Here is a 24,034-nt window from a genome sequence, read left to right on the forward strand (position 1 = left end):
ATCAGCAATTACGATATTATCTTTTGCCTTCATCGGCTTTAAAGGGATCGAGCCTTCGAAAAAGCAGGGTTAATTAAGTTTGCCACAGAACTGAAGTTCGATGACAGGTCAATAAGATATTTAATATTGGATAGAATAAAAATAGGACAAATGAAAGGGGGTGAAATAACATGGATGCTCCAAGGATGCAAGTAAAATGCGGCGTTGAAAACTGTCATTACAACAAAAGCTATATGTGCCATGCAGATGCTTTAGAAGTAAATGCAATGGGTGACGGAAAGGCCGAAACAAGCGACGGAACGTGCTGCACCACATTTAAAAACAGTCGGTAGATAAATTTATCAGCTTTTACGGAGGTGAAAAAGAGATGTCTGGTTGCTGTGGAGATTCTGCTCATGAACACCAAAGCCATGGCGGCGCTCATCCGGGTGGAGGAATAGTGTTACAAATTGAAGGGATGACTTGCAGCCATTGCCAAATGCGCGTGGAAAAAGCCTTAAAAAGCGTGCCCGGTGTGGAAAGCGCCCATGTGGATCTGGCGAAAAAACAGGCTGTTGTAACCGGAATTGCTGACAGGAGTGCACTCGTCACGGCTGTTGAAGAGGCCGGATACTCGGTTGCCGCTTAGGTTAAAGCCTTTTAGTAAGAACTGTGCCGAACGAATAACAGACCCAGCTTGGGGCAGGGTCTGTTATTCGTTCGATTTAGGCTGCAGCAAAAGCCCGGCACTCTCTGGCACAATTCAAACAGATATAGCCGCAATTTTGCGATTCAGGATCGGGAAATTTCAAGCATTCATTGGCGCAAACTTCACAAACACTGGCACATAAATTGGCCGTTGCTTTGTCTTACCCTTAAATGCACATCCTGGCCTCTGCTAAGCATACTAGTCATGTGTTCACAGGTTACGTGACAATGGTGTAGAGTTTTTAATATTGGCATCATTTTAGGGTAAGATGAATGCTCTCTCAAATTCATTAGTAATTCATAACATTTTCATGAGTTAAGCGCATAGCAATGTTAAACTTTTTTGAGAGTGTGTCGTCAATTCGTTTGGTTACATCTTCCGGTCAATCTTTGGGAAAATAGTTTGGTAGATTGGTAGAAATGAAGAGAGGTGTTAAGTATGAACCGGGAAACAGAATTAACAAGGAAGCGTTACAACCGGACGTCATTATTCTATGACTGGATGGACCGCATGATAAAACCGGAGCTTAGAGCCAAAGCCTTAAGCCGGGCTTACGGACGGGTTTTAGAAGTCGGAGTTGGAACCGGCAAAAATTTGGCTTTTTACCACCTGGGTTGTACGGAATTTATCGGCATTGATTTAAGCCCGGGAATGTTGGCCAAGGCGAAAGAGCGCATTCCTGAAGCGAAAGTGTCGGTTAAGCTTTTGGAAATGGATGCTCAGAAGCTGGAATTTCCCGATGCTAGTTTTGATACGGTGGTAGCTACCTGTGTATTTTGTTCAGTGCCTGATCCGATCAAAGGACTTAAAGAGATCAAGCGGGTTTGCAAGCCCGAAGGCCGGATTATTCTTTTGGAACACGTCCGCAGTGACAGCCCGTTGCTGGGAAAGATTATGGATATTTTGGATCCGCTGACCGTAAGGCTGATTGGGCCGCATATAAACAGGAGGACTGTCGAAAACGTCAAGAACGCCGGCCTCAAGATTACTAGTGTCGAAAATCAGCATCTTAAGATTTTTAAACTCATAATGGCCGAACCTTAGTCTTCCTGGTGCCTAACTGCTTGGAATCAAGCCAATATGGTCTCCAGTGCCGGAACTGTGTCAAAACCTGCCCTGAAGAACGGAGCGGAATGCGCATCGGTCTGCGTATTCCGGGAGCGGAGCTCTTCAAACCTTACGCTCCGGAATTAGGCGAGGCGGTGTATATTTCCGCTTTGCTTCGTGCTCCGGACAAACGGCGGGAAGTGCTTGGCCTTCTGCCGGTAATATGTGCCCTGTTTCTCTTGCTTCTTTTCTGGTCCGTTCGCTTCTTATCAGGCCAGGTTATAGATATTGTCCTAAATATAAAAGGTATAGCCGGATCCAATATTAAAGAAGTATTTAGACCAGGCGAAGAAATCTTAGGAAAGGATTTTTCTGAAGATGGCTCGTAAAATCTACTCCCCCATATCTTTACACTATGCCTGGATTATTTTAGTGCTTGTTTATCTGGCAATTCTGATGGGTTCTGCAACCCGCTCTGCTGCTTCGCTCTTAATCACCCCACTCGAAAATGATTTTGGCTGGACTCGGGCGGCTATTTCGTCTGTTGTAAGTGTCAACCTGCTTTTATATGGTTTAGGCGCCCCGGTAGTGGGCCGCTTGATTGACAAGTTCGGCCCGCGTCTTGTCACCATATGGAGCCTTGTTATTTTGGCTGCCGGTGTGGCAGGGACACTCTATATGAATTCTTTTTGGCAACTGTTTATTCTTTGGGGCATTGTGATAAGTCTGGGTAGTGCCGGATTGGCTTCGGTGCTTCCGGGACCGGTCGTTAACCATTGGTTTAAGGCGCGTCAAGGCTTATTTTTGGGGATTCTGAACAGTGCTTCATCTACAGGCCAGGTAATTCTTCAACCGCTCTTGCTTTTATTGATTACCGGTTTTGGCTGGCGCCAAGGGTTGACTGTGTTGATTCCTGTTACTTTGATTTCATTAATCCTCTCTGTGTTCTGGCTGCGCAACAACCCCGAGGAGGTGGGGTTGAAACCCTATGGCGAAAAGGCGGAAGCTGGAAGCCTCGCGCTGGGTCCGACCGCTACGGAACAAAATCCTGCTCAAGTGAAAATCGCCGAAGTGTTGCATCACCGGACTTTTTGGCTTCTTGTTGCTGTTTACGCCCTTTGCGGGGGCACTGCGCTTGGATTAGTCGGGACCCACTTGATACCTTATTCTCAAGACCACAAAATTTCTGATGCTATGATTGCAATTATCGTCGGGGTAATGGGGGCAATGAATTTTCTGGGAACGATTATTTCCGGCTGGTTAAGCGACAAGATATCTCCCAGGAGAATCTTGCTCTATGTGTTTGCGTTTCGAGGGCTTGCTCTTGTTGGGCTTCCATTTGTTCTTCATTCATCGGCCGGGTTGTTCGCCTTTGCTGTGATTTACGGTTTGGATTGGGCAGCCACTGTAGCTCCGGTGGTAACTATTACGGGTGCCACTTTTGGCAAACAAGCGCTTGGAACTGTATATGGCCTCATTTTTATGGCCCATCAAATTGGTGCATCTTTGATGGCGGCAGCCGGCGGTCTGCTGCGGGTTTGGCTTGGAGACTATTGGTTGATATTTATTTTGTCCGGAGTTGCCGCTGCAGTTGCGTCCGCATTAGCGTGGGGATTACCGATAGAAGGAAAAAGGAGTCTTATGTCGAATATAAAGTAATAACTAAACAGAAACGTAGTAAGAAAACATGACCATGGAGGTCATAACCGATTTAGGGTTACCTCCATGGCTTTTTGTTTTTAACGAAAGAGGATGGTGGAATACATGAACCAAATATCCAGGCAAGATGTTACAACGCGATCGGAATGGCTTCGTTATGGTCTGTTAGTAAGCGGGATACATCTGTTGGGACTGATTTTGTTACTTCCCGGTGTATGGGAATATCCGCAATTGCTGGGATTTAGTTTTCTGGCTTATACACTGGGCTTACGCCACGCTTTTGATGCGGACCACATTGCAGCTATTGACAACACAGTGCGTAAACTGGTTCAGCAGAAAAGCGACCCGACAGGGATAGGATTTTTCTTCTCTTTAGGACATTCTTCAGTGGTTATTATCATGGCCATCATTACAGCCATTTCCATGCATTGGGCGGAGCAGAATATCCCCCAAATCCAAACGATTGGCAGCATGATTGGTATTGCCGTTTCAGGAAGTTTCCTGCTTCTTATAGGACTATTTAATCTTTATATTTGGTTCGATATTTACCGGTTCTTCTGCAAGCTGCGTCAAGGGGAATACGATGAGGAAAGCGTTGAGCAAGTCTTGTTAAACCGCGGCATCATCTCCCGTTTCTTCCGGCCGCTTTATCGGTTTATTAACAAGAGTTGGCATGTATACCCGCTTGGCTTTCTCTTTGGTTTAGGTTTTGATACCGCCTCTGAGGTAGCCTTATTGGCAATTTCCGCGAATGCGGCCACACAGTCACTTCCAGTCAACTCAATCATGGCGCTGCCGGTTCTTTTTGCGGCCGGGATGAGCTTAATGGACACCGCGGATGGGGTTTTTATGACGACTGCCTATCACTGGGCTTTTTCCACTCCCTTACGCAAGATCTATTATAACTTGTCGGTTACCGGCCTTTCAGTTATTGCAGCGCTGTTTATCGGCTTAATCGAACTGGCGCAAGTAATTAGCCCAAAGCTTGGATTAAACAGCGGTATTTGGGGATGGATACAAAACCTGAGCTTTGGAGGAATTGGATATTTGCTGGTGGGTCTTTTTGTCTTAACGTGGCTTATATCTTATTTGCTTTGGAAGGTTTTGCATCTCGAAAAAGCCTAATGGCAAGTTCACGAACATTCATTGTTTCTTTACCGGAAAATATTTGGGTTAACTCTCAAACCATTGTTCAACGATATTTTGCTTCGGGAATCGTATGTTTCTAAACTCATTCGAGCTTGGATCGTAAACATAATCATCCTGCCAGGTTGAAATATTCTTAATAGCCTCCCTGACCGCATCGACGATATAATGCACCTCTTCATCCGTCATCATAGGATGTATGGATAATCTAACCCAGCCGGGTTTCTTTGATAAGTCTCCTAGGTTGATTAAGTCCGTTAGCTTTCGGGATGTTATTTGGTCAATATTTAGCAGGTAATGACCATAAGTTCCGGCACAGGAACACCCTCCCCTTGACTGGATGCCATAGCGGTCGTTGAGTATTTTTACCAAAAGATTATAATGAATCTTCTGTACATAGAAAGACAAAATACCCAGACGATTCATCACATTAGCTGCCAGGATGTCCAGCCCGTCTATTCCGCCAAGTCCGTTGAAAAGTATCTTCATTAATTCTTTTTCCCTCTGCAGCATCTTCTCTACGCTCATCTTATCTTTAAGCTGGAGACAAAGGGCGGTTTTAATGGCTTGTAGAAATCCGGGAGTTCCCCCATCTTCCCGAGTTTCGAGGTCAGTAACATACTTGCGTCCACTCCAAGGATTTGTCCAATCTACGGTACCGCCGCCCGGGTGATCAGGCACATTATTTGAATATATCCTGGAGTCAAATACCAATACTCCTGATGTTCCGGGGCCACCTAGAAACTTATGCGGCGAGAAAAATACAGCATCTAATTTTTCCTCAGGGTCGGCGGGATGCATATTGATGTGGGTATAGGGGGCGGACGCAGCAAAATCCACCAAACAGATACCCCCGTTCTGGTGCATAAGCTTGGCCATTTTATGGTAGGGTGTCCGGATTCCCGTTACATTGGAGCAAGCCGTAAAAGAGCCTATTTTAATTTTACGGGCATTATACTCTCTTAATAATTTTTCCAGATGATTGAGATCGCTTAACCCGTTACTATCCGGTTCTATGATCTTAACATCTGCAATCGTTTCCAGCCAAGAGATCTGATTGGAGTGGTGTTCCATATGTGTAATAAAAACTACGGGTTTTAACTCTTCGGGGATTTTGACATAGGGGCGCAGTTTTTCATTTAGTCTCAGCCCCAGGATGCGCTGCAGTTTATTGACCACACCGGTTACTCCGGAACCCGCGGTAATGATGACATCATTTTTATCCGCATGAACATGATCCTTGATTATCTTCCGGGCATAATCGTAAGCCTGTGTCATTAATTGTCCTGTCTCACTTGACCCGGAATGGGTATTGCCAACAAAAGGGCCGAAATCTTTAATAATTTTAGTCTCAATCGGCCCATATAAGCGGCCGCTCGCAGTCCAATCAGCATACACCATCCGGACCTTGCCGTAAGCCGTTTTGTAGACTTGATTGTAACCGATTGTATTCTTCCGAAAATATTCGAAATAATCTTGAAGTTGCATTTATGGCCCACCTTATTTCTCTGCTTTCATAACAAAGCTTTATTGCAACAACCATGCCAATACAATAATAATACTTCTCATTGATTTGCACCATACCATAGCCTTTTCTTAGCTCCAAAACGTACTGAGATTACGCAATTTAAGAATCAAACACAAGTCGATATTGCATCCAAGCAATGCAATATCGACTTAAGCTTAAGCGCGGATTCGAGGTATTTTCTGGGATAAAGATAAACACTGCTGCAATATTGCAGCAGTGTTTATCTTAGACTAATTAGATGTGTTAAAATACCCGCTTAGCCCCGAGGTAAACTGATTTCCAGTAGGGACCTAACGTGTAAACGGTAACCCCCTTGGAACTGGAAGAGTTTATAAACTGGCCATTTCCTATATAGATGCCGTCATGATCAACAACCCCGTTTTTGGCAATGGAAAAGAAGACTAAGTCTCCCGGTTGGAGGTTATTGAAGTCCACAGGAGTTCCAACGGTGTACTGATCACGTGAAACTCGGGGAAGTGTTGTGCCGTTTTGGGCAAAAACATACTGCACAAAACCGGAACAGTCAAAGCCCGTGTTAGGTGATGTTCCGCCCCATAAATAGCGAACACCGATATACTTCTTGGCGGTTGCGATAATTGCATCAGCCTTCTCTTGACGGGTGATTATTAATGAAGAAGTTGTGAATTTTTTATGAAGCACGGAATTCATAAGATCTTCATAACTTTTTCATAAACAAAACTTAAGTCTATCTTAAAATAACATTATACATATCTTGGACCGGCTTCTTTTGGCATTAGTTATTACAGACGTTTTAACAGTTATCAAAGTAACAATATTCACGAGGAGGAATATATGAAAAAGAAGTTCGTCGCTGCTGTTATCCTTAGCTTTATTCTTTTGTCAAGTTCTGCCCTTCCCTCACGGGCTACGGAGTTTGAGGATGCACTGGCCCAGCAAAAAGATATTCAAGCTCAGAAAAACCAGGTTCAAAGCAAACTGAACCAACTAACCTTTACAGCCGACAAAATCAAAGCCCAAATGGTTGAACTGGATGCGCAGACACTCCTGGCTCAAAAAGACTTAAAAGAAAAACAAGAGGCCACCAAGAAGATCCAGGCGCAATTGCTGACTGCGCAAAAAGAACTCGCGGCCAAGCAAAAGGAAGCGGATGAGCGGCGGCAGGTATTGGCAGCGAGAATGCGTGCGATTTATGAAGCGGCTCCCGTCAGTTACTTGGAGATTCTATTTGAGGCGACTGATCTTGGTGACTTAATTACACGTTTTGAATACTTGTCAAGGCTGGTCGAAAACGATCAGACTTTGCTGGAGAAAACGCGTGCAGCCGTCCAGGAAGTGAACGAACGAACCAAAAAGTTGCAAGAAACTCAGGACCAGGCCCTTCAGTTAGAAGCCCAGGCACAAGCTGCCAAGACCACGCTTGACAATAAGCTCCAGCAACAAAAGACCTTACTGGCTCAGGTTAAGAAGGAACAAGAGGCAGAGTGGGAAGAGGTTGAAAAGCTTGCTGCCCAGGAAGAGGCGTGGCAAGCCAAAATCCGTCAGCTCCAGGCCGGGAGCAAATCAGGAGGGAAAAGCAGTACGATTACGACCTGGCCCTTGCCTGGCTACTATGAAATCAGCAGCCCGTTTGGTTGGCGGATAAATCCTGTAACCAAGAAGCGGGGACAGCATTTGGGCATAGACATACCGGCTCCTAGCGGGACGAAGATTTTGGCCGCAGCTTCCGGAGAAGTGATATTTGCCGGCTGGGATAATGTTTACGGTTATTTTACGATCATAGATATTGGGGGCGGAGTTACCAATACTTACGGGCACCAATCGAAACTGGGAGTGAGTGTGGGCCAGCGCGTTGAGGCTGGAGAGGTTGCGGGCTATGTCGGCAATACGGGCTGGAGCACCGGACCTCATCTTGATTTCGGGGTGAGGATTAACGGCAAGGCGGTCGACCCGCTCCGTTATTTCCGTTAATGCTGATGAACCGACATAGAATTATGGTCAAAGAAGTCAGGTCCAGTGGCTAAGAAATAGACCGCGGCGGCGACTAAGAAAAGGCCCACAGCCGGACGCAGATAACGGGTGAAACGATTGGGCCTGAACAACTTACGCACCCAAGGCGAGAAAGCGAATGCCAACGGCAGACTGTGACCCAGGCCAAAAAAACCTAAAGCCAAAGCCCCGAACAGCGGGTGCCCGCCGGCCATGACAAAAGCGCTTACGGCTAAGATTACCGGCATGGTACAAGGGGAGGGAGCCAGCCCAAAAAGCGCTCCCATTGCCCCGGGGTTCAGTCCTTCGCGGTTGATGATAAACCGGAACAACGAAGGCCGCTGGTGTTTGAAAACCTGAAAACCGAAGATTGTAATGGGAAGTCTAACCCTTAACAGGATGAGCCCGGCGATGAGATATAAGATCCCAAGAAATGAGGTCCAAAACCATCCTGGCAGTGTTAGCACTTGACCAAGGGTGGCAGCTGCCAAACCTAAGAGCATTAAGGTGACGGTAAACCCGCCCATGAACAGAATAGACCGTCCCAACCCGCCTTGCTTGTTTCCCCCCAGGACTAATGGCACCATAGCTCCCATACACGGATTCAGGGAAAGGGCAAGCCCTGCGCCAAACATAATCATTAAAGAAAGCAAGGAACCTTGAGCCAAGCTCATATTCAGATACTGGATGATTTCTTCCATCGTAAAATCCTCCCTGTGTCCATCGTTTGCAAAATACTATGACAAACCTTGGCTGCTTAGACTCTAGAATTAGAACTTGTTCACTTTACCCGAGCAAATTCATGAGAAATTCACTAGAAATTCATTAGATATTCACAACTAACGGCAATTGGGACTTGCGAAATGTAGTATAGGGGTGTACCCTATATTTGCAGGCAATAAATTTCAGGTGCCTGGTTAAAACGGTTTTGACGAAATTATTTGTTAGGGAGGAACAAGAAATGTTTGGATTTGGACGCAAAGCACGGAGTGAGCATGCAGGACACGGCGGGATGGAACATGGTCAACACGCCCAGGTTAATATGGGGGCTCAAGGAGAGAGTCATTCCGGAAATATAACAGTGCTGAAGGTGGAAGGAATGACCTGCATGCACTGTAAAATGTCTGTGGAAAGAGCCCTAAACAGTGTAGAGGGCGTGGAAAGCGCCAACGTGGATTTAATGCGGAAAGAGGCGGTCGTAATCGGTTCGGCAGCAAAGGATGTCCTCGCCCAAGCCGTGGAAGAAGCCGGATATTCCGTAGTTAACTGAAAAAGGATGCAACTCTTTCAGCTCATGACCATGTCAAATTTTTTTGCCCAGAAATATAGGGTGGGGTCCTATCCTACATTCAGGGAACGGCGGTGAGACAAAATGAATGAATCAGCTCTAAATGTCCCGCTTCTCTCATGTGATTGCCCAGATAACGAAGAAAATAGTGGGCGCAAGAGTCACCATGAAGAAAAGACGATTCGGGAACTCGTCGTCCGTATGAACCGGATCGAGGGCCAGGTCCGGGGAATCAGGGGCATGATCGAGCGTCAGGTATATTGTGATGATATCCTAAATCAGATTTCTTCAGCCCGGTCTGCCCTTGATGGAGTATCCAAGCTGCTTTTGGAAAAACACATGAAATCATGCGTAAAAGAGCGGTTGGAAAATGGGGACACCCAAGTGGTGGATGAAGTTTTGAATACCGTGGCTTCCGACGGCCATGGATGGCCTAGTGTCGCTGTAGCCATGGACGGCGAGAAGCGACCGCATGCGCCCTGAGGGTTAGCGCAAGCCAAGTTTTCTTTATGGAGGTGAATGTTGTGAGTGAAATGACAGGAAACGAGAAGTTAGCGCATGTTAGTTTACCGGTAGAGGGGATGACCTGTGCCGCTTGTGTGGCTAAGGTGGAAAAAGTCCTCAAGAACTTAAGCGGTGTGCAGGAGGTGCAGGTCAACTTGTTATCCGGCAAGGCGTCTGTGGCTTATGCGAGCGATCAGGCGGCTGTTCCGCAAATGGTCAAAGCCATCCAAGAGATTGGGTATGAGGTGCCGGAAGAGGAGATCTTGCTCACCGTGCGCGGCATGACTTGCGCGGCCTGTGTCGCTAAGGTTGAGAAGGCCGTCAAGGGGCTGCCGGGAGTAACTTCCGTTGTCGTCAATTTGCCGGCTGAGTCGGCTAAAGTGAGGTTTTACCCTGGGGCTGCGGATAAAACCAAGATTAAAAAAGAGATCAATGCCTTGGGTTATGAAGCTTCGGAAAAGCTGAGCGGCCAGGAAGCCCTGGATAAGGAGAAAGAGGCCCGGCACAGGGAGCTTAAGTACCAGGCCCGCAATATGTGGATCGCCTGGCCTCTGGCTCTCTTGGTTATGGCCGGGATGTTCCGCGATATGTGGATCTTACCCTATTTTGTGCCCAAGTTTTTAGGCAATGTGTATGTTCTGTGGGCCTTAACCACGCCTATTGCCTTTATCCCCGGCTGGCAGTTTTTCAAACACAGTTGGAACGGGCTCAAACGCGGGGCTACCGATATGAATCTCCTCTACGCAACAGGGATTGGTGCTGCCTACATCATCGCCACCATCAATACTTTTTGGCCTAACGCTGGGTTCGGTGGGCGGGGCGCTACCTTTTTCGAGTCAGCGGCCTTGCTCACGGCTTTCATCGTCCTGGGGCGCTATCTGGAAGCGCTTACCCGGGGCCGGACTTCGGAGGCCATCCGCAAATTGATGAGCTTGCAGGCGAAAACGGCTCGGGTCATCCGCAACGGGGAAGAAGTGGAGATTGCCGCCGATGAAGTCGAGATCGGGGATATTGTGGTTGTGCGGCCCGGAGAAAGCATTCCGGTGGACGGTGAAGTGACCGAAGGGTATTCCGCAGTCGATGAAGCCATGATCACCGGGGAAAGCATGCCGGTGGAAAAACGTCCCGGTTCCCAGGTCACCGGTGCCACCATCAACAAGACGGGTTCGTTTAAGTTTAAGGCCACTCGGGTCGGCAGTGAAACTGCGCTTGCCCAAATTATTAAAATGGTGGAAGACGCCCAGGCTTCCAAGGCACCGATCCAAAAACTGGCTGATTTTGTAGCCGGCCATTTCATCGCCGGAGTTCACGTGCTCGCTTTAATCGTCTTCTTCTTCTGGTTCTTTATCGGTTACGCTTCCTTCTTTTCCCCGACAAGCCAGTTTATTCTCTCTCCCTACAGTTTGGCCCAAGTTGGGGTGTTCGGGTTCGCTTTGCTCCTCTCGGTGACGACCTTGATTATTTCCTGCCCGTGCGCTCTCGGCTTGGCTACTCCCAGCGCCATTATGGCCGGGACTGGCAAGGGAGCGGAGAACGGCATTCTCTTCAAAGGAGCCGATGCCGTGGAAGCCAGCAGCAAGCTGAACGCAGTTGTTTTCGATAAGACGGGCACCCTCACCAAAGGGGAACCTTCTGTGACTGACGTGTATGTGACTTCCGGTTTCACCCGCAATAATGTGCTCAGGTTGGCGGCCATGGCTGAAAAGCGGTCGGAGCATCCCTTGGGGGAAGCGATCGTACGGGGGGCCAAGGAGGAAAGCCTCGAACTTGAGGATACGACAGAATTTGAGGCTATACCCGGACACGGAATCCAGGCAGCTTACCAAAACCAGATAATTCTCCTGGGCAATCGCCGCCTGATGCAGCAGCAAAACATCGATATCGGGGACTTGAGTGCCAAGATGGAGCAACTTGAGAATGAGGGCAAGACTGCCATGCTGATGGCGGTTGACGGTAAGGCTGCTGGGATTATCGCCGTGGCCGATACCCTCAAGGAAAATGCTAAGGTTGCAGTCGAGCGCTTGCAGAAGATGGGGGTACAGGTAGCCATGATTACCGGGGACAACCGGCGCACAGCTGAAGCCATCGCTAAGCAAGTCGGGATCAAGACGGTCATGGCGGAAGTGCTGCCCCAGGATAAAGCGGCCGAGGTGAAAAAGCTGCAAGAGAAGGGTCTTAAGGTGGCGATGGTAGGGGACGGAATTAACGATGCCCCGGCCTTAGCCCAAGCCGAAGTAGGGATTGCGATCGGTTCCGGTACGGACGTGGCTAAAGAAACAGGGGATATTATCCTGATCAAGGATGATATCCGCGATGTGGTCGGAGCGCTGGAAATCGGACGGGCCACCATGCGCAAGATCAAGCAGAATCTGATATGGGCCTTCGTTTACAATGTCACCGGGATTCCCTTGGCTGCCGGTATCCTCTATCCGATCACCGGTCTTTTGGTAAGCCCGGAACTGGCTTCCTTCTTCATGGCCTTGAGCTCGGTATCCGTAACCATGAACACCTTGCTCTTGAAACGCTTTCGACCGTATTTCCGGAAAGAACAGGAGCAATCAGGCGTGCGTCCGCTGCACCGGCCGCAGCCTGCACGCTAAAGGGAGGAGGTCTTCTGATGAACGAGCTGGAAGCAAAAGCTGCCAGGCAGGCAGCGCTCATTTACACCGCACTCTCGCTGGCTCTGGCCCTTCTGTTCCTGGTGCTTACCTTGGTCAATGGAAACACCTACACTCCTGTGGCTAGGATCGGCGGGGTAATCTGGGTTTTCATTCTGGCGATGATTGTCACCATGCCGATTATCATTCCAATAGTGAAGAAAAAGGTCATGGGTTAAAAGGGGAACGCGCAATTGTTTGGAGCTGATTTTCTACCGGCTCAGGACGGTAGATTTTAGATAAGCTAGAAGAGAGGAGGGTTCATGATGCTTAGGAGACAATGGATGCTGAGGGAAGTCGCCCACTGCAGCGGCGGGCATTAGCGAACTGGGACCAAACTCATCTGCATTTGAACAATTTAATCTCCAATACCTGACGGCGATACGGTCCATTGGACCGTATCGCTTTTTAGGTGCAAGGTATCTTGCGGACTTTTTTCAGAGTAGGTAAAAGTACCGTAAATGTTGCATGAACTTCAGCTAATGTTGATAAACTAAGCAAAAACAAAGGAGGAATCGCCATGAATTATTGGGGAAATATGATGAACGGCTGGGGTTATAGCCCGGGAGCCGGTTATTACGGCGGATATTGGTGGATGGGGTTGTTAGGGATGCTTATGCAGCTTATTTTCTGGGTCGTAATCATTGGAGCAGGGGTTTATCTTTACCGGCGTTATGCCCACCGTATACCTACCGGAGGCTTCGAGCGCCGGGATGCCCTGGATGTTCTGCGCGAACGCTATGCCCGCGGTGAAATCGATGCGGAAGAATACCAAAGGCGCAAGCAGGATCTGGAGCAAGGGGGGACGGAAAAAAGATAAACCGGCAGTAGGGTTACTTCTTGATTCTTTGGCTCAATCGTCCAGCGTTGGACCCCGTTATTGACTGAGAGTGAGCCGTCCGGAAATACGTTTCCTGAGTGATATCTTCTGCCTCTTCCCGGTTTTGGAGCTGGGCGTAAATAAAACGGTACAGTTTGGAAAATGTCTGTTGGTACAGCCGAATAAGATGTCACGGGTTGATGTAAAGATTGCAGCGTATTAAAGAATAGTGATTCGAATCACATACACTATCGCCTAAGATGAGTATAATCGATTTGTAAGAATAAAGACTGTTGTCAGGGGGTAATCAAAATGGTCGGCATCATGAAAAATATTGAATTCTCTCAGGCGCTCAATCTTAAAGAGCTCATTGCCTACCAGCAGGGGCAGGTAGTAAGCATGACGGTGGCTCAGATTCCGGCAGTAAGCATCACGCTCTTTTCACTTGATGCGGGGGAAGGGATTAGTACGCATACGACTGCTGGGGACGCGATGGTGCAGATTCTCGACGGGGAAGCGGAAATCACGATCGGAGACAAAACGCTCACTGTTAAAGAGGGCGAAACGGTGATTATGCCGTCAGATATTCCGCATAGCCTTGAAGCGCGCAAACAGTTTAAAATGCTGCTCACTGTGATAAAAAAGCAAAAGGCGGAATAAGCTGCAAAAATAATTCCCCTACACTTGGTTTAATAGTTTTGATGTAGTTTAGGTGACATAGCAGCACGTTAAGTGTTGGATATTTCGATAGAAAGAGTTGCACCGTTAGTTTTAAGTAGCTACGGAACAACTCTTTTAATTTACAAATATGTATACATTGCGTTGACAAATAAGTATATATATCATATCTTTAAGACAGAAATTAAAGAAGGGAGGTGCTTTGGTGGAATTACTTGAATCACTTAAAGATAAATGCCAAGTCGAGGTAAAGAAAAAATTTCACGAATTGTCTCTACGTACTCAAACAGTAAAATGGAGCAATCACTCGTTGGCAGAGTTAGATGCAGATGGCCTGTCAACGGAGGACATCAAAAATTCGATTGATTCACTTGAATTGATAGAGATGTTTTGGACATATGGATTTAAGTCTCCAAAATTCGTTTTTCACCTTAATGTTCCAGGCAAGCCACATACCCATATAGTAGTTCTGTACAATGACGAATATGTTCTTGTAAAGACGGCATATTTAGCTACTGACTCCGAGAAGTTTGAAGCTGACGGAAAGACAAGAGTTCGTAACTTTGACAATTAAGGCGGGGGCTTTGCCCTTAAGAACCTATAAAATAGATATGAATAGCTAATTAGAGACACAATAAAAGGATAGTTTTTAAGCCAATGCGAAGTTGATTGGCGTGGGTAGAAACCACGTAGGTTTTTTAGGCAGTCGAGGTTTGGAAAAAGCTTGAGGGAGGAATTGCAATGAAATGCGTTTTTTGTGGTAGGGATTTGGTGAAGAGTTACGAAACAATTGAACGCAGGGTCAAAGGCAAACTCTATTACGTTAAAAATGTTCCTGCTGATGCTTGTAAGTTATGTGGTGAAGTTTACATTGATGATGAAATCGTATCAAAAGTCGGCAAAATGTTAGAGGGGTTAAAACAAAATCAATCAACTGGTTCTGAGGTAGTAGACTTCAAGGACTTAAATAATGATTTAGGAACATCAGTTTCTAATTTCGCTGTGATCTAAGATGCAAGAAAGAAAACTAAGGAATAATTTGAAAGAAGTAAGGAATCAATTAGGCATTACACAAAATGAAGTTGCACTCAAGATTGGGGTGCAAAAGGCATATTATAGCCGTCTTGAACGGGGTGAGTTTGTTCCTAATATAAAAACATGTTTGCTAATCAAACTGGCCTTAGTGGAGATATATCAAGAACGCACCGGTAAATATCTTGAAAAATTAACACTAGAGCGTTTGTTTTATTTGGATGAGTGGCTGGGGGTATGAATTTTACGAACTTGGTTTTACCCCCAATTATTTCTGTCCAGAATGCTAAAAGTTTGGAAATTGACAGTGGAGCGGCTAATGTCCAAATGGTACTAATGTCCAAATGGTACTTGACCAACGTGACTAAGTTAGTTAAAATCTAATTTAGCAATATAATATTTCAAATGTTACAGGTGCCCGCATGGGAGAATAGGGAACCGGGTGAAAATTCCCGGACGGACCCGCCACTGTAAAGGTAAGCTGTCGCCATAACCACTCCACTAGGGGGAAGGGGCGATCAAGCGATGAGCCTGAGTCAGGAGACCTGCCTGTAATGATCTATACCGCCTCGAAGGTAAGGCCGGTTAGGTGAGGATGAAGGTAAAATCCACGCCCTTGTTTTGGCGTGGATTTTTTATTTTACAACAAGAAGGAGGAGATTGTTATGACTCAATTAAGCAGTGCCTTAAATGGTTTGATTACTCCTGAAATGGAACAGGTAGCTGCCAGCGAAGGGGTTGCTCCTGAAATTGTGAGACAAGGAGTAGCTGAAGGTACCATCGTCATACCCCGGAACAATAAGCGCCAAAACATGATCCCAACCGGTATTGGGAAAGGGCTTAGAACCAAAGTCAGCGCCAGTATTGGTTTGTACGGCGGCAATGGAAGTATGGATAGTGAACTTGCCAAGATTAAAGCGGCTGTAGGAGCCGGAACGGATGCCATCATGGATTTGAGCGTAAGCGGAGATATTGATGCTATGCGCAAGGAAAGTTTGGCCGCTGCAAGTACGCCGGTGGGAACACTGCCTTATTACCAAGCGGTGGCTGAAGCTGCCCAAAAGTATGGTACATCCGTAAAAATGGAAGTTGAAGAATTATTCGAGGTTATTGAACGGCAGGCCGCCGACGGTGTGGACTTTCTGGCCATGCACTGTGGCACTACCATGAGTATTGTAGAACGGGCCAAACAGGAAAAGAGGCTTGATCCTCTGGTAAGTTACGGAGGCTCCCATTTGATCGGCTGGATGTTACATAACCGGCAGGAAAACCCACTGTATGAATACTACGACAGAGTTCTGGAAATTGCCCGCAAGTATGACGTAACAGTCAGCATTGCAGACGGGATGCGGCCGGGCTGTCTGGCTGATTCGCTGGACGGCGCTCAAGTTCAGGAGTTGGTGGTTATTGGTGAACTGGTAAGACGGGCCAGGGAAGCGGGTGTTCAAGTCATGGTCAAAGGACCGGGTCACGTTCCTTTGAATCAGTTAAAAGCGACTGTGACCCTGCAAAAGAGCCTGTGCAAAGGGGCTCCCTACTTTGTGTTCGGACCGGTAGTAACGGATATTGCTGCAGGTTACGACCACATTAGTGCAGCCATAGGGGGCGCAATCAGCGCCTGGGCCGGAGCTGAGTTCTTATGCTATGTGACGCCTGCCGAACATATCGGTCTTCCTGATGTCAATCAAGTTCACGAAGGCGTGGTAGCTGCCCGGATCGCCGCCCATGCCGCCGATTTGGCTAAGGGTTTACCCGGGGCGGCAGAGTGGGATCTGGAGCTTTCCCGGGCAAGGAAGGCTTTGGATTGGAAAAAACAGATTGACTTGGCCATAGACCCGGGGCGCGCCGGGTATATGAGAAAAACCAGGAGTGATGATACCGTGGCCGGCTGCGCCATGTGCGGGAAGTACTGCGCCATGGACATCGTGTCACAATATTTAGGGACATCCAAAGTAACTTGTTAACACCCCCCATAGCTCTAGCGTGGCACTTACAGAGGTTAAACTATCCCCAAAGACCATCGTCACCGGGGACTATCGTTTCGAACATCAATTATAGGAAAGGGTGATATTAATGACGCAGGTATTAGCAGCCCGGGCGGGTAAAATTACGCCGGAAATGGAAGCAGTCGCAGAACGGGAGTGTATGGATGTCAATGTTATCCGGGAAGGAGTAGCTTCCGGCAGGATCGTTATTCCCCGAAATGTTAACCGGAGAGAATTTAATTACTGTGGCATCGGACAAGGTCTGCGCATCAAAGTCAATGCGTTGATTGGGACCTCTAGCAACCGTGAGGACCTGTCCATGGAAGAGAGGAAACTGGCTTTTGTGGAAGAGGCAGGATGTGATGCTCTCATGGATTTAAGCACCGGAGGGAATATTGACGGCATGAGGCGTCTAAGTCTGGAAAAAGCCAACATTGCTGTTGGCAGTGTCCCTATTTACCAGGCTGCCATTGAAGCCATTGAGCAACGGGGCAGCATTGTTGCCATGACGGCAGAGGATATGTTTGAGACGATCGAAAAACAAGCTGCGGACGGCGTTGACTTCATGGCTATTCATAGTGCCTATAATTTTGATGTTCTTAAACGGCTGCAGGGAAGCGGACGTGTCACTGATGTGGTCAGCCGCGGCGGTTCATTTCTTACCGCCTGGATGCTGCATAACAACAAAGAAAACCCCCTTTACGAACAGTTTGATCGCTTACTGGAGATCCTAAAAAAATACGATGTCACCTTAAGCCTGGGAGATGCCATTCGTCCCGGTTCTACCGCTGACTCGCTGGATGCGGCTCAAGTTCAGGGACTTATCGTTGCCGGGGAATTAGTTGCCAGAACCCAGGCAGCCGGTGTTCAGATCATGGTGGAAGGACCGGGACACGTGCCCATGCACCATGTAGAGGCAACCATTCAACTACAGAAACGTTTATGCAATGGTGCGCCTTACTTTATTTTAGGCACACTGTCTACGGATGTGGCACCGGGATATGACCATATTACATCCGCAATTGGCGGGGCTATCGCCGGTGCAGCCGGTGCCGACTTCCTGTGCTATGTGACTCCAGCCGAGCATCTGGGATTGCCTACGGAAGAGGATGTCAAAGAGGGTGTTATCGCCGCCCGGATTGCGGCCCATGCCGCAGATCTCGCCCGGGGAAACAAACACGCCTGGGAGCAAGATATGCAAATGGCGCGGGCCCGGGTAGCCCTTGATATTGATGGCCAAATCGTTGCTTCTGTCGATCCGGAAAAAACGAAATCCGCTCTGGCGACCGGGGATGACCACCAGTGTGCTGTATGCGGACCGGATTGCGCCGCCCAGGTGGCAGCGAAATATTACGGGATTGCATAACTCTTTTCCTGAATCACTATGGATGGGGACAGATCCCCATCCAGCATGGTACAAATACTTAAGTTCCAGGGAGGGTAGATGTACATGGGCTTAACACTTAGAGAAGCTATCCAAGGAATTGAACCTTTAAGCGATGAATGGCGGTTGAAGGCCAGAGACTACCTGAACAATTTGGCCATTCCCCAGGGAAGCTTGGGGGAACTCTTAAACCTGGCGGAACAACTGGCCGCCATCAAACAGAGTCTTAAACCCTCTGTACGTCAAAAAACAGTAGTGACGATGGCCGGAGACCACGGAGTTGTGGCCGAAGGGGTAAGTGCTTTTCCTCAGGAAGTCACTCCGCAGATGGTGAGTAATTTTGTGGCCGGGGGAGCAGCTATCAACGTTCTCGCCGGGGTGGCAGGGGCCAGGGTGCTGGTGGTTGATATGGGAGTAGCCGCCGACTTAAGTGAATTGGTCCGGGAAGGGAAAATCATCTCCCGCAAAATAGCGGATGGGACCCGCAATATGACCCAGGGGCCGGCCATGACCCGTGCCCAGGCCGAGCAAGCCTTAGAGAGCGGCATCAACCTGGTTGGCGACCTGGTGGGGGAGGGGGTTGAACTCCTGGCCACCGGTGATATGGGTATCGGCAATACGACCCCCAGCAGTGCCATTCTTGCTGTCTTTTCGGGACTTCCGGTTCATGAGGTTACCGGCAGGGGAACAGGAATCGCTGATGCAGCCCTGGAGAACAAGGTCAGAGTGATTGAAAAGGCTTTGGCCGTTAATAAACCTGATGCCGGCGATCCGGTGGATGTGCTGGCTAAAGTAGGCGGCTTGGAAATCGGCGGGATTGCCGGGATTATTCTGGGAGCTGCCTATTATAAAGTACCGGTGGTCGTAGACGGTTTTATCTCTTCGGCCGGAGCCCTAGTGGCTAAAAAGTTAGCCCCTCATTCCCTGGACTATATGATTGCTGCCCACCAATCCATGGAGTCAGGGCACCGGTCCATGCTTCAGGAACTGGGTCTCAGGCCTCTCTTAAACCTGAACCTGCGGCTGGGTGAAGGTACCGGTGCCGCTCTGGCCATGAACCTGGTGGAAGCCTCCGCCCAAGTGATCGGGAGGATGCTTACTTTTGAGGATGCCGGAGTTTCCCGTGATACGGCCGGGGTGAAAGAATAATGAAGGGCCTGCCCTATTTTAAGCATAATCCTCAAGAGGCCGGGCCCCAGTACCTGGAAGACCTGGCGGCAGGGTATTGGTTTTCCGAGGCTCTGTTTACGGCGGTTGAACTTGAGGTCTTCACTATTCTCGATACTGGCGGAAAATCAGTTCCGGAACTGGCAGAAGCGCTTAAGCTTCACCCCCGGGGGCTGGAGCGCTTTCTCCATGCCCTCTGCGCTCTGGGGTTGCTGACCGCTGACGGTACATATTATTTTAATACCAAACTATCCAGTGAGTATCTTGTTAAAGATAAGAGCAATTACCAGGGAGATTCGATCCTGTGGCGCCGGCAGCTCTTTTCCGGCTGGCAGGATTTATCGAAGTGTCTGGAAGCCGGTGAAAGGATTAATTACGCTTCTTCTGAGGAAGAACCTGAACAGTTAGCCCGGCGCAGCCGGAAGTATATCAGCGCGATGGACAACGTAGCCCGGACTAAAGTCCAAGAGATTGTTCCATTTTTCGAGGGGTTACCCCTTGCTGGGAAGCTTCTTGATGTCGGGGCGGGTTCAGGAGCAATGGCCGCCGGTTTTCTGGAGCGTTTTCCTGCTCTGACGGCCACAGTTCTTGACCTGTCTCACGTTTTGGATTTTACCCGGGAATTGATGGACAAGAGAGGATTTGGGGAGCGCATAATTTATTGTCCCGCTAACATTTTGGAACCTTGGCCCGTTCAACACCAGGGGTTTGACCTGGTCATCCTCTCCAATATCATTCACGCTTATTCAGAGGGAGAGATTCCCGCAGTCCTGGAGCGGGCTGCCAATTGTCTCAAAACGGAAGGACTGCTGCTCATCCACGATTTTTTCCCGGAACATTACCCTGAAAAGGCCGCTCTGTTTGATCTGAATATGTTCATCAATACCTATAATGGCAAAATCTTTTCCCAAACCTGGGTCCGGCAAGAACTGGCCGGGGTAAAACTTTTCACGACCGAGCTAATTCCACTGGCAACTGATACGGCTGTGATCTTTGCTGCCAAAAAGGCCGAGAACTTCGGAACTCTCCGTCTCGATGCCAAGTCCCGCTTGCAAGCGAGGATTAAGGATCTGGGATTCAGGGAAGTTGCTCTTATTTCTACAGAAAACATTCATATCCCTGATTGGGCAGAGCTTAAGTGCCGGTTTGGCTGTGAGCGGTACGGAAAACCTCACTGCCCGCCCAATAGCCCTTCCCCGGGGAAAACAAGAGAAGTTCTGCAAGACTTTACCCAGGCACTGCTCTTGGAAGGGGAGCCTCCGGCCAGAACCTTCCAGCGCCAGGTATTGCAGGCTGAAAAAGCAGCCTTTGCCGCAGGTTTTCACAAAGCTTTTGCTTATTGGGCCGGACCGTGTGCCATCTGTGAGACTTGCACGACTGACGGGACATGCCGCAATCCACGGGATGCCCGGCCCTCGATGGAGGGAGCGGGTATCGACGTCTATGAGACAGTGCGGCGAGCGGGGCTCAGCCTCAGAACTTTACCTCAGCAAGGTGATTACGTTAAATATTTTGCACTCGTGCTATTGGAGTGAATGAGCGTGCGTGTTTTAATGATCCAAACTCCTTCAGTGGAAGGAATTTCTCAGGAAAAAGTCTATCCCATCGGGATTGTGTCCCTGGCTGGCCGCCTGCAGAGCTATGGGCATGAGGTAGGAATTCTCGATATGAATTTGGCTACCGATCCGTTCGGAGCCCTAAAGGAGAAGCTTTTAGCCTTCGAACCGGAAGTCGTAGGGTTATCGCTGCGCAATATCGATCCTTTGGCCAACAAAACCAGTTCACTAATCCCACCGTTTATGGTCACGGTTCGCCTGATTTCAGCTGTCTGGCCCCAGGCCTGGCTGATTGCCGGCGGTACCGGATTTTCTCTTTTTCCGGAACGCCTGATGCAGGAGTTGCCGGAAATAGACTACGGTATTGTTGGAGAAGCGGAAACATCCTTTCCGGCTCTTCTCTCTTCCATAGACAGTCCATCCCCGCTGCCGGGGCTCTGCCTGCGGGACGGTTCCGGCATAAGAGTGATACCGCCTGCCAAAGACTTTGACATGGCGGGCTATGTCCCTCCGGACCGGAGGCTGCTCGATCCTTCGCTCTATTTGGGGATTAACAACTATGTTCCTACCATCGGTATAGAGACCAAACGGGGATGCCCGATCAACTGTGCCTATTGTGTCTATCCGAAACTCCAGGGCAAGAAATTGCGCTGCCGCCCGCCGGCGGCAGTGGTGGATGAAATGGAACTCTTGCACAAGGAATATGGCATTGAGAGTTTTCATTTTACCGATCCTGTCCTGAATATTCCCCATGGCCACCTGGAAGAAATTTGCCGGGAGATCTTGCGCCGTAAACTTAAAGTCCGCTGGGACGGTTTTATGCGGGAAGATCAATTGAATGAGAAAAATGTAGCCCTGTTTGAACAGGCCGGGTGTGAATGTTTTTCCTTCTCCCCTGATGGCCTGTGCCAGGAATCATTGGATATCCTGGGCAAACACCTCCGTGAAGCGGACATTTTAAAAGCGGCCGCTCTTACCGCCCGCACTGACGTGCTCAGTGTTTTTCATTTTATGGTGAATGTACCCGGTGAAACAGAAAAAACAATTGAAAAGGGAATCCGTCTCCTGGACAGGCTCTATGAAGTGTACAGCGCGAAAAAAAACCTGGGCACAATTATTTTGAACAATATCCGCATTTTACCTGGGACCCCGATTGAGGCCATAGCCAAGGCGCAGGGAGTTATAGATGAGGAAACCGATTTGCTTTATCCGGTTTATTACAACCCCAAACCTTTTGACACCCTAAGATACCGGTTGGAAACACTCCATCTATGCCAAAATGTGTTCATGTGGCAGGAAGTGAGGCAGGATTATGAAGGATAGTACCTTGAAGATACTATTAGTGGAGCACCCCCGGACCGTGAGTGCAGAACGGTGCAACGATATCGCCAATACACCTCTTTCTTCCTGCCTGCATTCCGGTTATGTTGCCGGTATGCTACAGAGCAAAGGACACGAGGTCGAGATTGTCGAGGGATTCCTGGACCGGCTGTCCTACCGGGAGCTTGACAACAGGATCAGCGCTTTCAAACCGGATCTTCTGGGAGTGCATATGGTCTATCACTGGCAGAACGATTCGGCTCTCTTTGCTTTCCTGGAGCAGGTCAAAGCAAAGAAGTGTGCTTCATATATTACGGTTTACGGGTTTTATCCCACGATGGCGGCCGAAGATATTTTGGGGAAATGTCAGGCGGTTGATTCCGTCATCCTGGGTGAACCGGAATTTACGTTTGCTGAACTTGCCGCAGCAGTTTCCGGCGGGGTTAATCAGGCAGAAAAATCTTCAGATGCTCTGATTAATCCTGAACGCATTCCTGGCCTGGCCCTGCGGGATGAATCCGGCAAAATTGTTTCCCGGAGGCGTGAACTGGCAGAAAACCTGGATGAATTTCCTTTTCCCGTCCGCACGGAAGCCATGCTCCGGATGGCTGAAGTCAATCTGCTGGGAAGCAGGGGATGTTACGGCGGGTGCACTTTTTGCTACATTAACCCGTTCTATGGGCAGGGCTCGCGCTGGCGGGCCCGCAGTCCGGAGAATATTGTGGCGGAAATCGACAGTATTATTGCTGCAACGGGGAAAAGAGATTTCTATTTTACCGATCCCAACTTTTTCGGTCCCGGGCCCAGAGGCCAGGAGAGAGCGTTGCGTTTGGCTTCCCTTCTGAAATCCAGAAATATTCGATTTGGCATCGAAGCCCGGGTCAATGACATCCATGAGGAGACGGTCGCGGCGCTGGTTGAAGCGGGCCTCCGGGATATCCTGATCGGTCTGGAAAGCGGCAGGGATGAATCTCTCCAACGCTTGAACAAAATGACCACTGTAGCCCAAAATGAGAGGGCCATCCAGATTCTTCGCCGGCACGGAATTGAACCCAATGTCGGGTTTATCATGTTTGAGCCTGATTCATCGCTGGATGATGTACGCACCAATTATGAATTTCTGAAGCGCAATGAGCTGCTCAAAAATCTTACGATCACGGCTAACGTGCTTTACCACGATCAGATTCTTTTAAAAGGAACTCCGGCTTATCAAAAACTCAAGGAGGAAGGCCGCCTGCAAACCGACCCCTCTTTGAGTTATGAAGGCACGACCTCGATTGCCGACCCCAAGGTGGCAGCTTTAGCTAAAATGATGAGAGAAATTACGAATTTCATTTTTGAGTATATGGACGGAATCTGGAGCGGAAAACTGCTTGAACCCATAGGTGCCAGGGAAAAATACGAGGAAGCTAACAGCTTTTTGGTAGAAACTTTTGAGAGCAGCTTAAAGACGCTGGAAGCAGGCGACCTCTTGACGGATCAGCAAATCGATTTATTGGTAAAAGAAGCTATCACAAAAATAAGAGAAATGTTGCCGGGATCTTTAGAAATTCATAAGAAATTCACAATTTATTCATCTCATAGTCGCATGAGGCTGTTAAACTAGG

General features: G+C 48.5%; 24 protein-coding genes, 1 pseudogene and 1 riboswitch. Of the genes and pseudogenes, 22 read left to right on the forward strand and 3 right to left on the reverse strand.

All coding sequences use genetic code 11. From position 1 onward, the window contains the following. The first annotated feature begins 185 nt into the window (after positions 1 to 185). The 6 genes from J0X21_RS13070 to J0X21_RS13095 all read left to right on the forward strand — a co-directional run bounded on the left by J0X21_RS13070 (position 186) and on the right by J0X21_RS13095 (position 4,519). On the forward strand, positions 186 to 332 hold the full coding sequence (locus J0X21_RS13070) for a DUF1540 domain-containing protein (RefSeq protein WP_407947653.1): 147 nt from the start codon (positions 186 to 188) through the stop codon (positions 330 to 332). Positions 333 to 439: 107 nt separating this feature from the next. After that, positions 440 to 628, forward strand: coding sequence for a CopZ family metallochaperone (locus J0X21_RS13075; RefSeq protein WP_407947652.1), 189 nt, complete (start codon positions 440 to 442; stop codon positions 626 to 628). 498 nt (positions 629 to 1,126) lie between these two features. Further along, positions 1,127 to 1,732, forward strand: a complete 606-nt coding sequence (locus J0X21_RS13080; protein WP_206812644.1) for a class I SAM-dependent methyltransferase — start codon at positions 1,127 to 1,129, stop codon at positions 1,730 to 1,732. Between the two features lie 20 nt (positions 1,733 to 1,752). Further along, positions 1,753 to 2,124 (forward strand): hypothetical protein, encoded by a 372-nt coding sequence (locus J0X21_RS13085; protein ID WP_206812645.1) that lies wholly within the window; start codon positions 1,753 to 1,755, stop codon positions 2,122 to 2,124. Continuing rightward, positions 2,114 to 3,394, forward strand: coding sequence for an MFS transporter (locus J0X21_RS13090; protein WP_206812646.1), 1,281 nt, complete (start codon positions 2,114 to 2,116; stop codon positions 3,392 to 3,394). Before J0X21_RS13085 ends, J0X21_RS13090 begins: the two co-directional genes overlap by 11 nt. A gap of 105 nt (positions 3,395 to 3,499) precedes the next feature. Further along, positions 3,500 to 4,519, forward strand: coding sequence for a HoxN/HupN/NixA family nickel/cobalt transporter (locus J0X21_RS13095; protein ID WP_206812647.1), 1,020 nt, complete (start codon positions 3,500 to 3,502; stop codon positions 4,517 to 4,519). Between the two features lie 48 nt (positions 4,520 to 4,567). Here J0X21_RS13095 and J0X21_RS13100 read toward each other — a convergent pair whose 3' ends face one another. Together J0X21_RS13100 and J0X21_RS13105 are read right to left on the reverse strand one after the other, a co-directional pair. Next, on the reverse strand, positions 4,568 to 6,028 hold the full coding sequence (locus tag J0X21_RS13100) for an aminotransferase class V-fold PLP-dependent enzyme (protein ID WP_206812648.1): 1,461 nt from the start codon (positions 6,026 to 6,028) through the stop codon (positions 4,568 to 4,570). A gap of 283 nt (positions 6,029 to 6,311) precedes the next feature. Continuing rightward, positions 6,312 to 6,677 (reverse strand): annotated as a pseudogene (locus tag J0X21_RS13105) (C40 family peptidase); the annotation flags it as partial. A gap of 204 nt (positions 6,678 to 6,881) precedes the next feature. Between J0X21_RS13105 and J0X21_RS13110 the strand changes: the two are divergent. After that, a complete protein-coding gene (locus tag J0X21_RS13110) occupies positions 6,882 to 8,018 on the forward strand; it encodes a murein hydrolase activator EnvC family protein (protein ID WP_206812649.1) in 1,137 nt (378 codons plus the stop codon). Here the strand turns inward: J0X21_RS13110 and J0X21_RS13115 are convergent. After that, positions 8,015 to 8,737, reverse strand: coding sequence for a cytochrome c biogenesis CcdA family protein (locus tag J0X21_RS13115; RefSeq protein WP_206812650.1), 723 nt, complete (start codon positions 8,735 to 8,737; stop codon positions 8,015 to 8,017). The genes J0X21_RS13110 and J0X21_RS13115 overlap by 4 nt on opposite strands. 260 nt (positions 8,738 to 8,997) lie before the next feature. Between J0X21_RS13115 and J0X21_RS13120 the strand changes: the two genes are divergently transcribed. The 15 genes from J0X21_RS13120 to J0X21_RS13195 all read left to right on the forward strand — a co-directional run bounded on the left by J0X21_RS13120 (position 8,998) and on the right by J0X21_RS13195 (position 24,033). Beyond that, entirely contained in the window at positions 8,998 to 9,306 is a 309-nt protein-coding gene (locus J0X21_RS13120) for a CopZ family metallochaperone (protein ID WP_328812915.1), read from the forward strand. 102 nt (positions 9,307 to 9,408) lie between these two features. Beyond that, on the forward strand, positions 9,409 to 9,807 hold the full coding sequence (locus J0X21_RS13125) for a metal-sensitive transcriptional regulator (RefSeq protein WP_206812651.1): 399 nt from the start codon (positions 9,409 to 9,411) through the stop codon (positions 9,805 to 9,807). A 50-nt stretch (positions 9,808 to 9,857) separates the two neighbouring features. Next, complete coding sequence (locus J0X21_RS13130) at positions 9,858 to 12,428, forward strand: heavy metal translocating P-type ATPase (protein ID WP_206812875.1); 2,571 nt, start codon at positions 9,858 to 9,860, stop codon at positions 12,426 to 12,428. 17 nt (positions 12,429 to 12,445) lie between these two features. Continuing rightward, a complete protein-coding gene (locus J0X21_RS13135; protein WP_206812652.1) occupies positions 12,446 to 12,664 on the forward strand; it encodes a hypothetical protein in 219 nt (72 codons plus the stop codon). A 341-nt stretch (positions 12,665 to 13,005) separates the two neighbouring features. Next, positions 13,006 to 13,305 (forward strand): SHOCT domain-containing protein, encoded by a 300-nt coding sequence (locus J0X21_RS13140; protein WP_206812653.1) that lies wholly within the window; start codon positions 13,006 to 13,008, stop codon positions 13,303 to 13,305. A gap of 312 nt (positions 13,306 to 13,617) precedes the next feature. Beyond that, on the forward strand, positions 13,618 to 13,965 hold the full coding sequence (locus tag J0X21_RS13150; protein ID WP_206812654.1) for a cupin domain-containing protein: 348 nt from the start codon (positions 13,618 to 13,620) through the stop codon (positions 13,963 to 13,965). A gap of 223 nt (positions 13,966 to 14,188) precedes the next feature. Beyond that, complete coding sequence (locus tag J0X21_RS13155) at positions 14,189 to 14,557, forward strand: DUF4258 domain-containing protein (protein WP_206812655.1); 369 nt, start codon at positions 14,189 to 14,191, stop codon at positions 14,555 to 14,557. A gap of 167 nt (positions 14,558 to 14,724) precedes the next feature. Beyond that, the gene (locus tag J0X21_RS13160) at positions 14,725 to 14,994 is read left to right on the forward strand and encodes a type II toxin-antitoxin system MqsA family antitoxin (protein ID WP_206812656.1); all 270 of its coding nucleotides are present in this window, start codon (positions 14,725 to 14,727) and stop codon (positions 14,992 to 14,994) included. 1 nt (position 14,995) lies between these two features. Beyond that, the gene (locus J0X21_RS13165; RefSeq protein ID WP_206812657.1) at positions 14,996 to 15,256 is read left to right on the forward strand and encodes a helix-turn-helix transcriptional regulator; all 261 of its coding nucleotides are present in this window, start codon (positions 14,996 to 14,998) and stop codon (positions 15,254 to 15,256) included. A gap of 154 nt (positions 15,257 to 15,410) precedes the next feature. After that, positions 15,411 to 15,582: riboswitch (cobalamin riboswitch) on the forward strand. A 98-nt stretch (positions 15,583 to 15,680) separates the two neighbouring features. Then, positions 15,681 to 16,979, forward strand: a complete 1,299-nt coding sequence (gene thiC / locus J0X21_RS13170) for a phosphomethylpyrimidine synthase ThiC (RefSeq protein ID WP_206812658.1) — start codon at positions 15,681 to 15,683, stop codon at positions 16,977 to 16,979. 109 nt (positions 16,980 to 17,088) lie between these two features. Then, positions 17,089 to 18,366: a B12 lower ligand biosynthesis ThiC-like protein BzaB gene (bzaB, locus tag J0X21_RS13175; RefSeq protein WP_206812659.1), complete on the forward strand. Its 1,278-nt coding sequence runs from the start codon at positions 17,089 to 17,091 to the stop codon at positions 18,364 to 18,366. A gap of 84 nt (positions 18,367 to 18,450) precedes the next feature. After that, positions 18,451 to 19,533 carry a nicotinate-nucleotide--dimethylbenzimidazole phosphoribosyltransferase gene (gene cobT / locus J0X21_RS13180; RefSeq protein ID WP_206812660.1) on the forward strand — a complete coding sequence of 361 codons (1,083 nt, stop codon included), beginning with the start codon at positions 18,451 to 18,453 and terminating at the stop codon, positions 19,531 to 19,533. After that, the gene (locus J0X21_RS13185) at positions 19,533 to 21,086 is read left to right on the forward strand and encodes a DUF2284 domain-containing protein (protein WP_206812661.1); all 1,554 of its coding nucleotides are present in this window, start codon (positions 19,533 to 19,535) and stop codon (positions 21,084 to 21,086) included. The genes cobT and J0X21_RS13185 overlap by 1 nt, the downstream gene beginning before the upstream one ends. A 6-nt stretch (positions 21,087 to 21,092) precedes the next feature. Beyond that, a complete protein-coding gene (bzaD, locus tag J0X21_RS13190; RefSeq protein WP_206812662.1) occupies positions 21,093 to 22,430 on the forward strand; it encodes a B12 lower ligand biosynthesis radical SAM protein BzaD in 1,338 nt (445 codons plus the stop codon). Next, on the forward strand, positions 22,420 to 24,033 hold the full coding sequence (locus tag J0X21_RS13195; RefSeq protein ID WP_236006253.1) for a B12-binding domain-containing radical SAM protein: 1,614 nt from the start codon (positions 22,420 to 22,422) through the stop codon (positions 24,031 to 24,033). The genes bzaD and J0X21_RS13195 overlap by 11 nt, the downstream gene beginning before the upstream one ends. Position 24,034 lies beyond the last annotated feature (1 nt).

Origin of the sequence: Paradesulfitobacterium ferrireducens (assembly GCF_017310645.1) — a bacterium.
Lineage (GTDB): Bacteria > Bacillota > Desulfitobacteriia > Desulfitobacteriales > Desulfitobacteriaceae > Paradesulfitobacterium > Paradesulfitobacterium ferrireducens.

What these genes read in the sequence shown, in the direction of transcription:
- J0X21_RS13070 (WP_407947653.1), top strand. Translation starts at nt 186, where the DNA reads ATGCAAGTAAAATGCGGCGTTGAAAACTGTCATTACAACAAAAGCTAT.
- J0X21_RS13080 (WP_206812644.1), top strand. Translation starts at nt 1,127, where the DNA reads ATGAACCGGGAAACAGAATTAACAAGGAAGCGTTACAACCGGACGTCA.
- J0X21_RS13090 (WP_206812646.1), top strand. Translation starts at nt 2,114, where the DNA reads ATGGCTCGTAAAATCTACTCCCCCATATCTTTACACTATGCCTGGATT.
- J0X21_RS13095 (WP_206812647.1), top strand. Translation starts at nt 3,500, where the DNA reads ATGAACCAAATATCCAGGCAAGATGTTACAACGCGATCGGAATGGCTT.
- J0X21_RS13100 (WP_206812648.1), bottom strand. Translation starts at nt 6,028, where the DNA reads ATGCAACTTCAAGATTATTTCGAATATTTTCGGAAGAATACAATCGGT.
- J0X21_RS13110 (WP_206812649.1), top strand. Translation starts at nt 6,882, where the DNA reads ATGAAAAAGAAGTTCGTCGCTGCTGTTATCCTTAGCTTTATTCTTTTG.
- J0X21_RS13115 (WP_206812650.1), bottom strand. Translation starts at nt 8,737, where the DNA reads ATGGAAGAAATCATCCAGTATCTGAATATGAGCTTGGCTCAAGGTTCC.
- J0X21_RS13120 (WP_328812915.1), top strand. Translation starts at nt 8,998, where the DNA reads ATGTTTGGATTTGGACGCAAAGCACGGAGTGAGCATGCAGGACACGGC.
- J0X21_RS13125 (WP_206812651.1), top strand. Translation starts at nt 9,409, where the DNA reads ATGAATGAATCAGCTCTAAATGTCCCGCTTCTCTCATGTGATTGCCCA.
- J0X21_RS13130 (WP_206812875.1), top strand. Translation starts at nt 9,858, where the DNA reads ATGACAGGAAACGAGAAGTTAGCGCATGTTAGTTTACCGGTAGAGGGG.
- J0X21_RS13135 (WP_206812652.1), top strand. Translation starts at nt 12,446, where the DNA reads ATGAACGAGCTGGAAGCAAAAGCTGCCAGGCAGGCAGCGCTCATTTAC.
- J0X21_RS13140 (WP_206812653.1), top strand. Translation starts at nt 13,006, where the DNA reads ATGAATTATTGGGGAAATATGATGAACGGCTGGGGTTATAGCCCGGGA.
- J0X21_RS13150 (WP_206812654.1), top strand. Translation starts at nt 13,618, where the DNA reads ATGGTCGGCATCATGAAAAATATTGAATTCTCTCAGGCGCTCAATCTT.
- J0X21_RS13160 (WP_206812656.1), top strand. Translation starts at nt 14,725, where the DNA reads ATGAAATGCGTTTTTTGTGGTAGGGATTTGGTGAAGAGTTACGAAACA.
- J0X21_RS13165 (WP_206812657.1), top strand. Translation starts at nt 14,996, where the DNA reads ATGCAAGAAAGAAAACTAAGGAATAATTTGAAAGAAGTAAGGAATCAA.
- thiC (WP_206812658.1), top strand. Translation starts at nt 15,681, where the DNA reads ATGACTCAATTAAGCAGTGCCTTAAATGGTTTGATTACTCCTGAAATG.
- bzaB (WP_206812659.1), top strand. Translation starts at nt 17,089, where the DNA reads ATGACGCAGGTATTAGCAGCCCGGGCGGGTAAAATTACGCCGGAAATG.
- cobT (WP_206812660.1), top strand. Translation starts at nt 18,451, where the DNA reads ATGGGCTTAACACTTAGAGAAGCTATCCAAGGAATTGAACCTTTAAGC.
- J0X21_RS13185 (WP_206812661.1), top strand. Translation starts at nt 19,533, where the DNA reads ATGAAGGGCCTGCCCTATTTTAAGCATAATCCTCAAGAGGCCGGGCCC.
- J0X21_RS13195 (WP_236006253.1), top strand. Translation starts at nt 22,420, where the DNA reads ATGAAGGATAGTACCTTGAAGATACTATTAGTGGAGCACCCCCGGACC.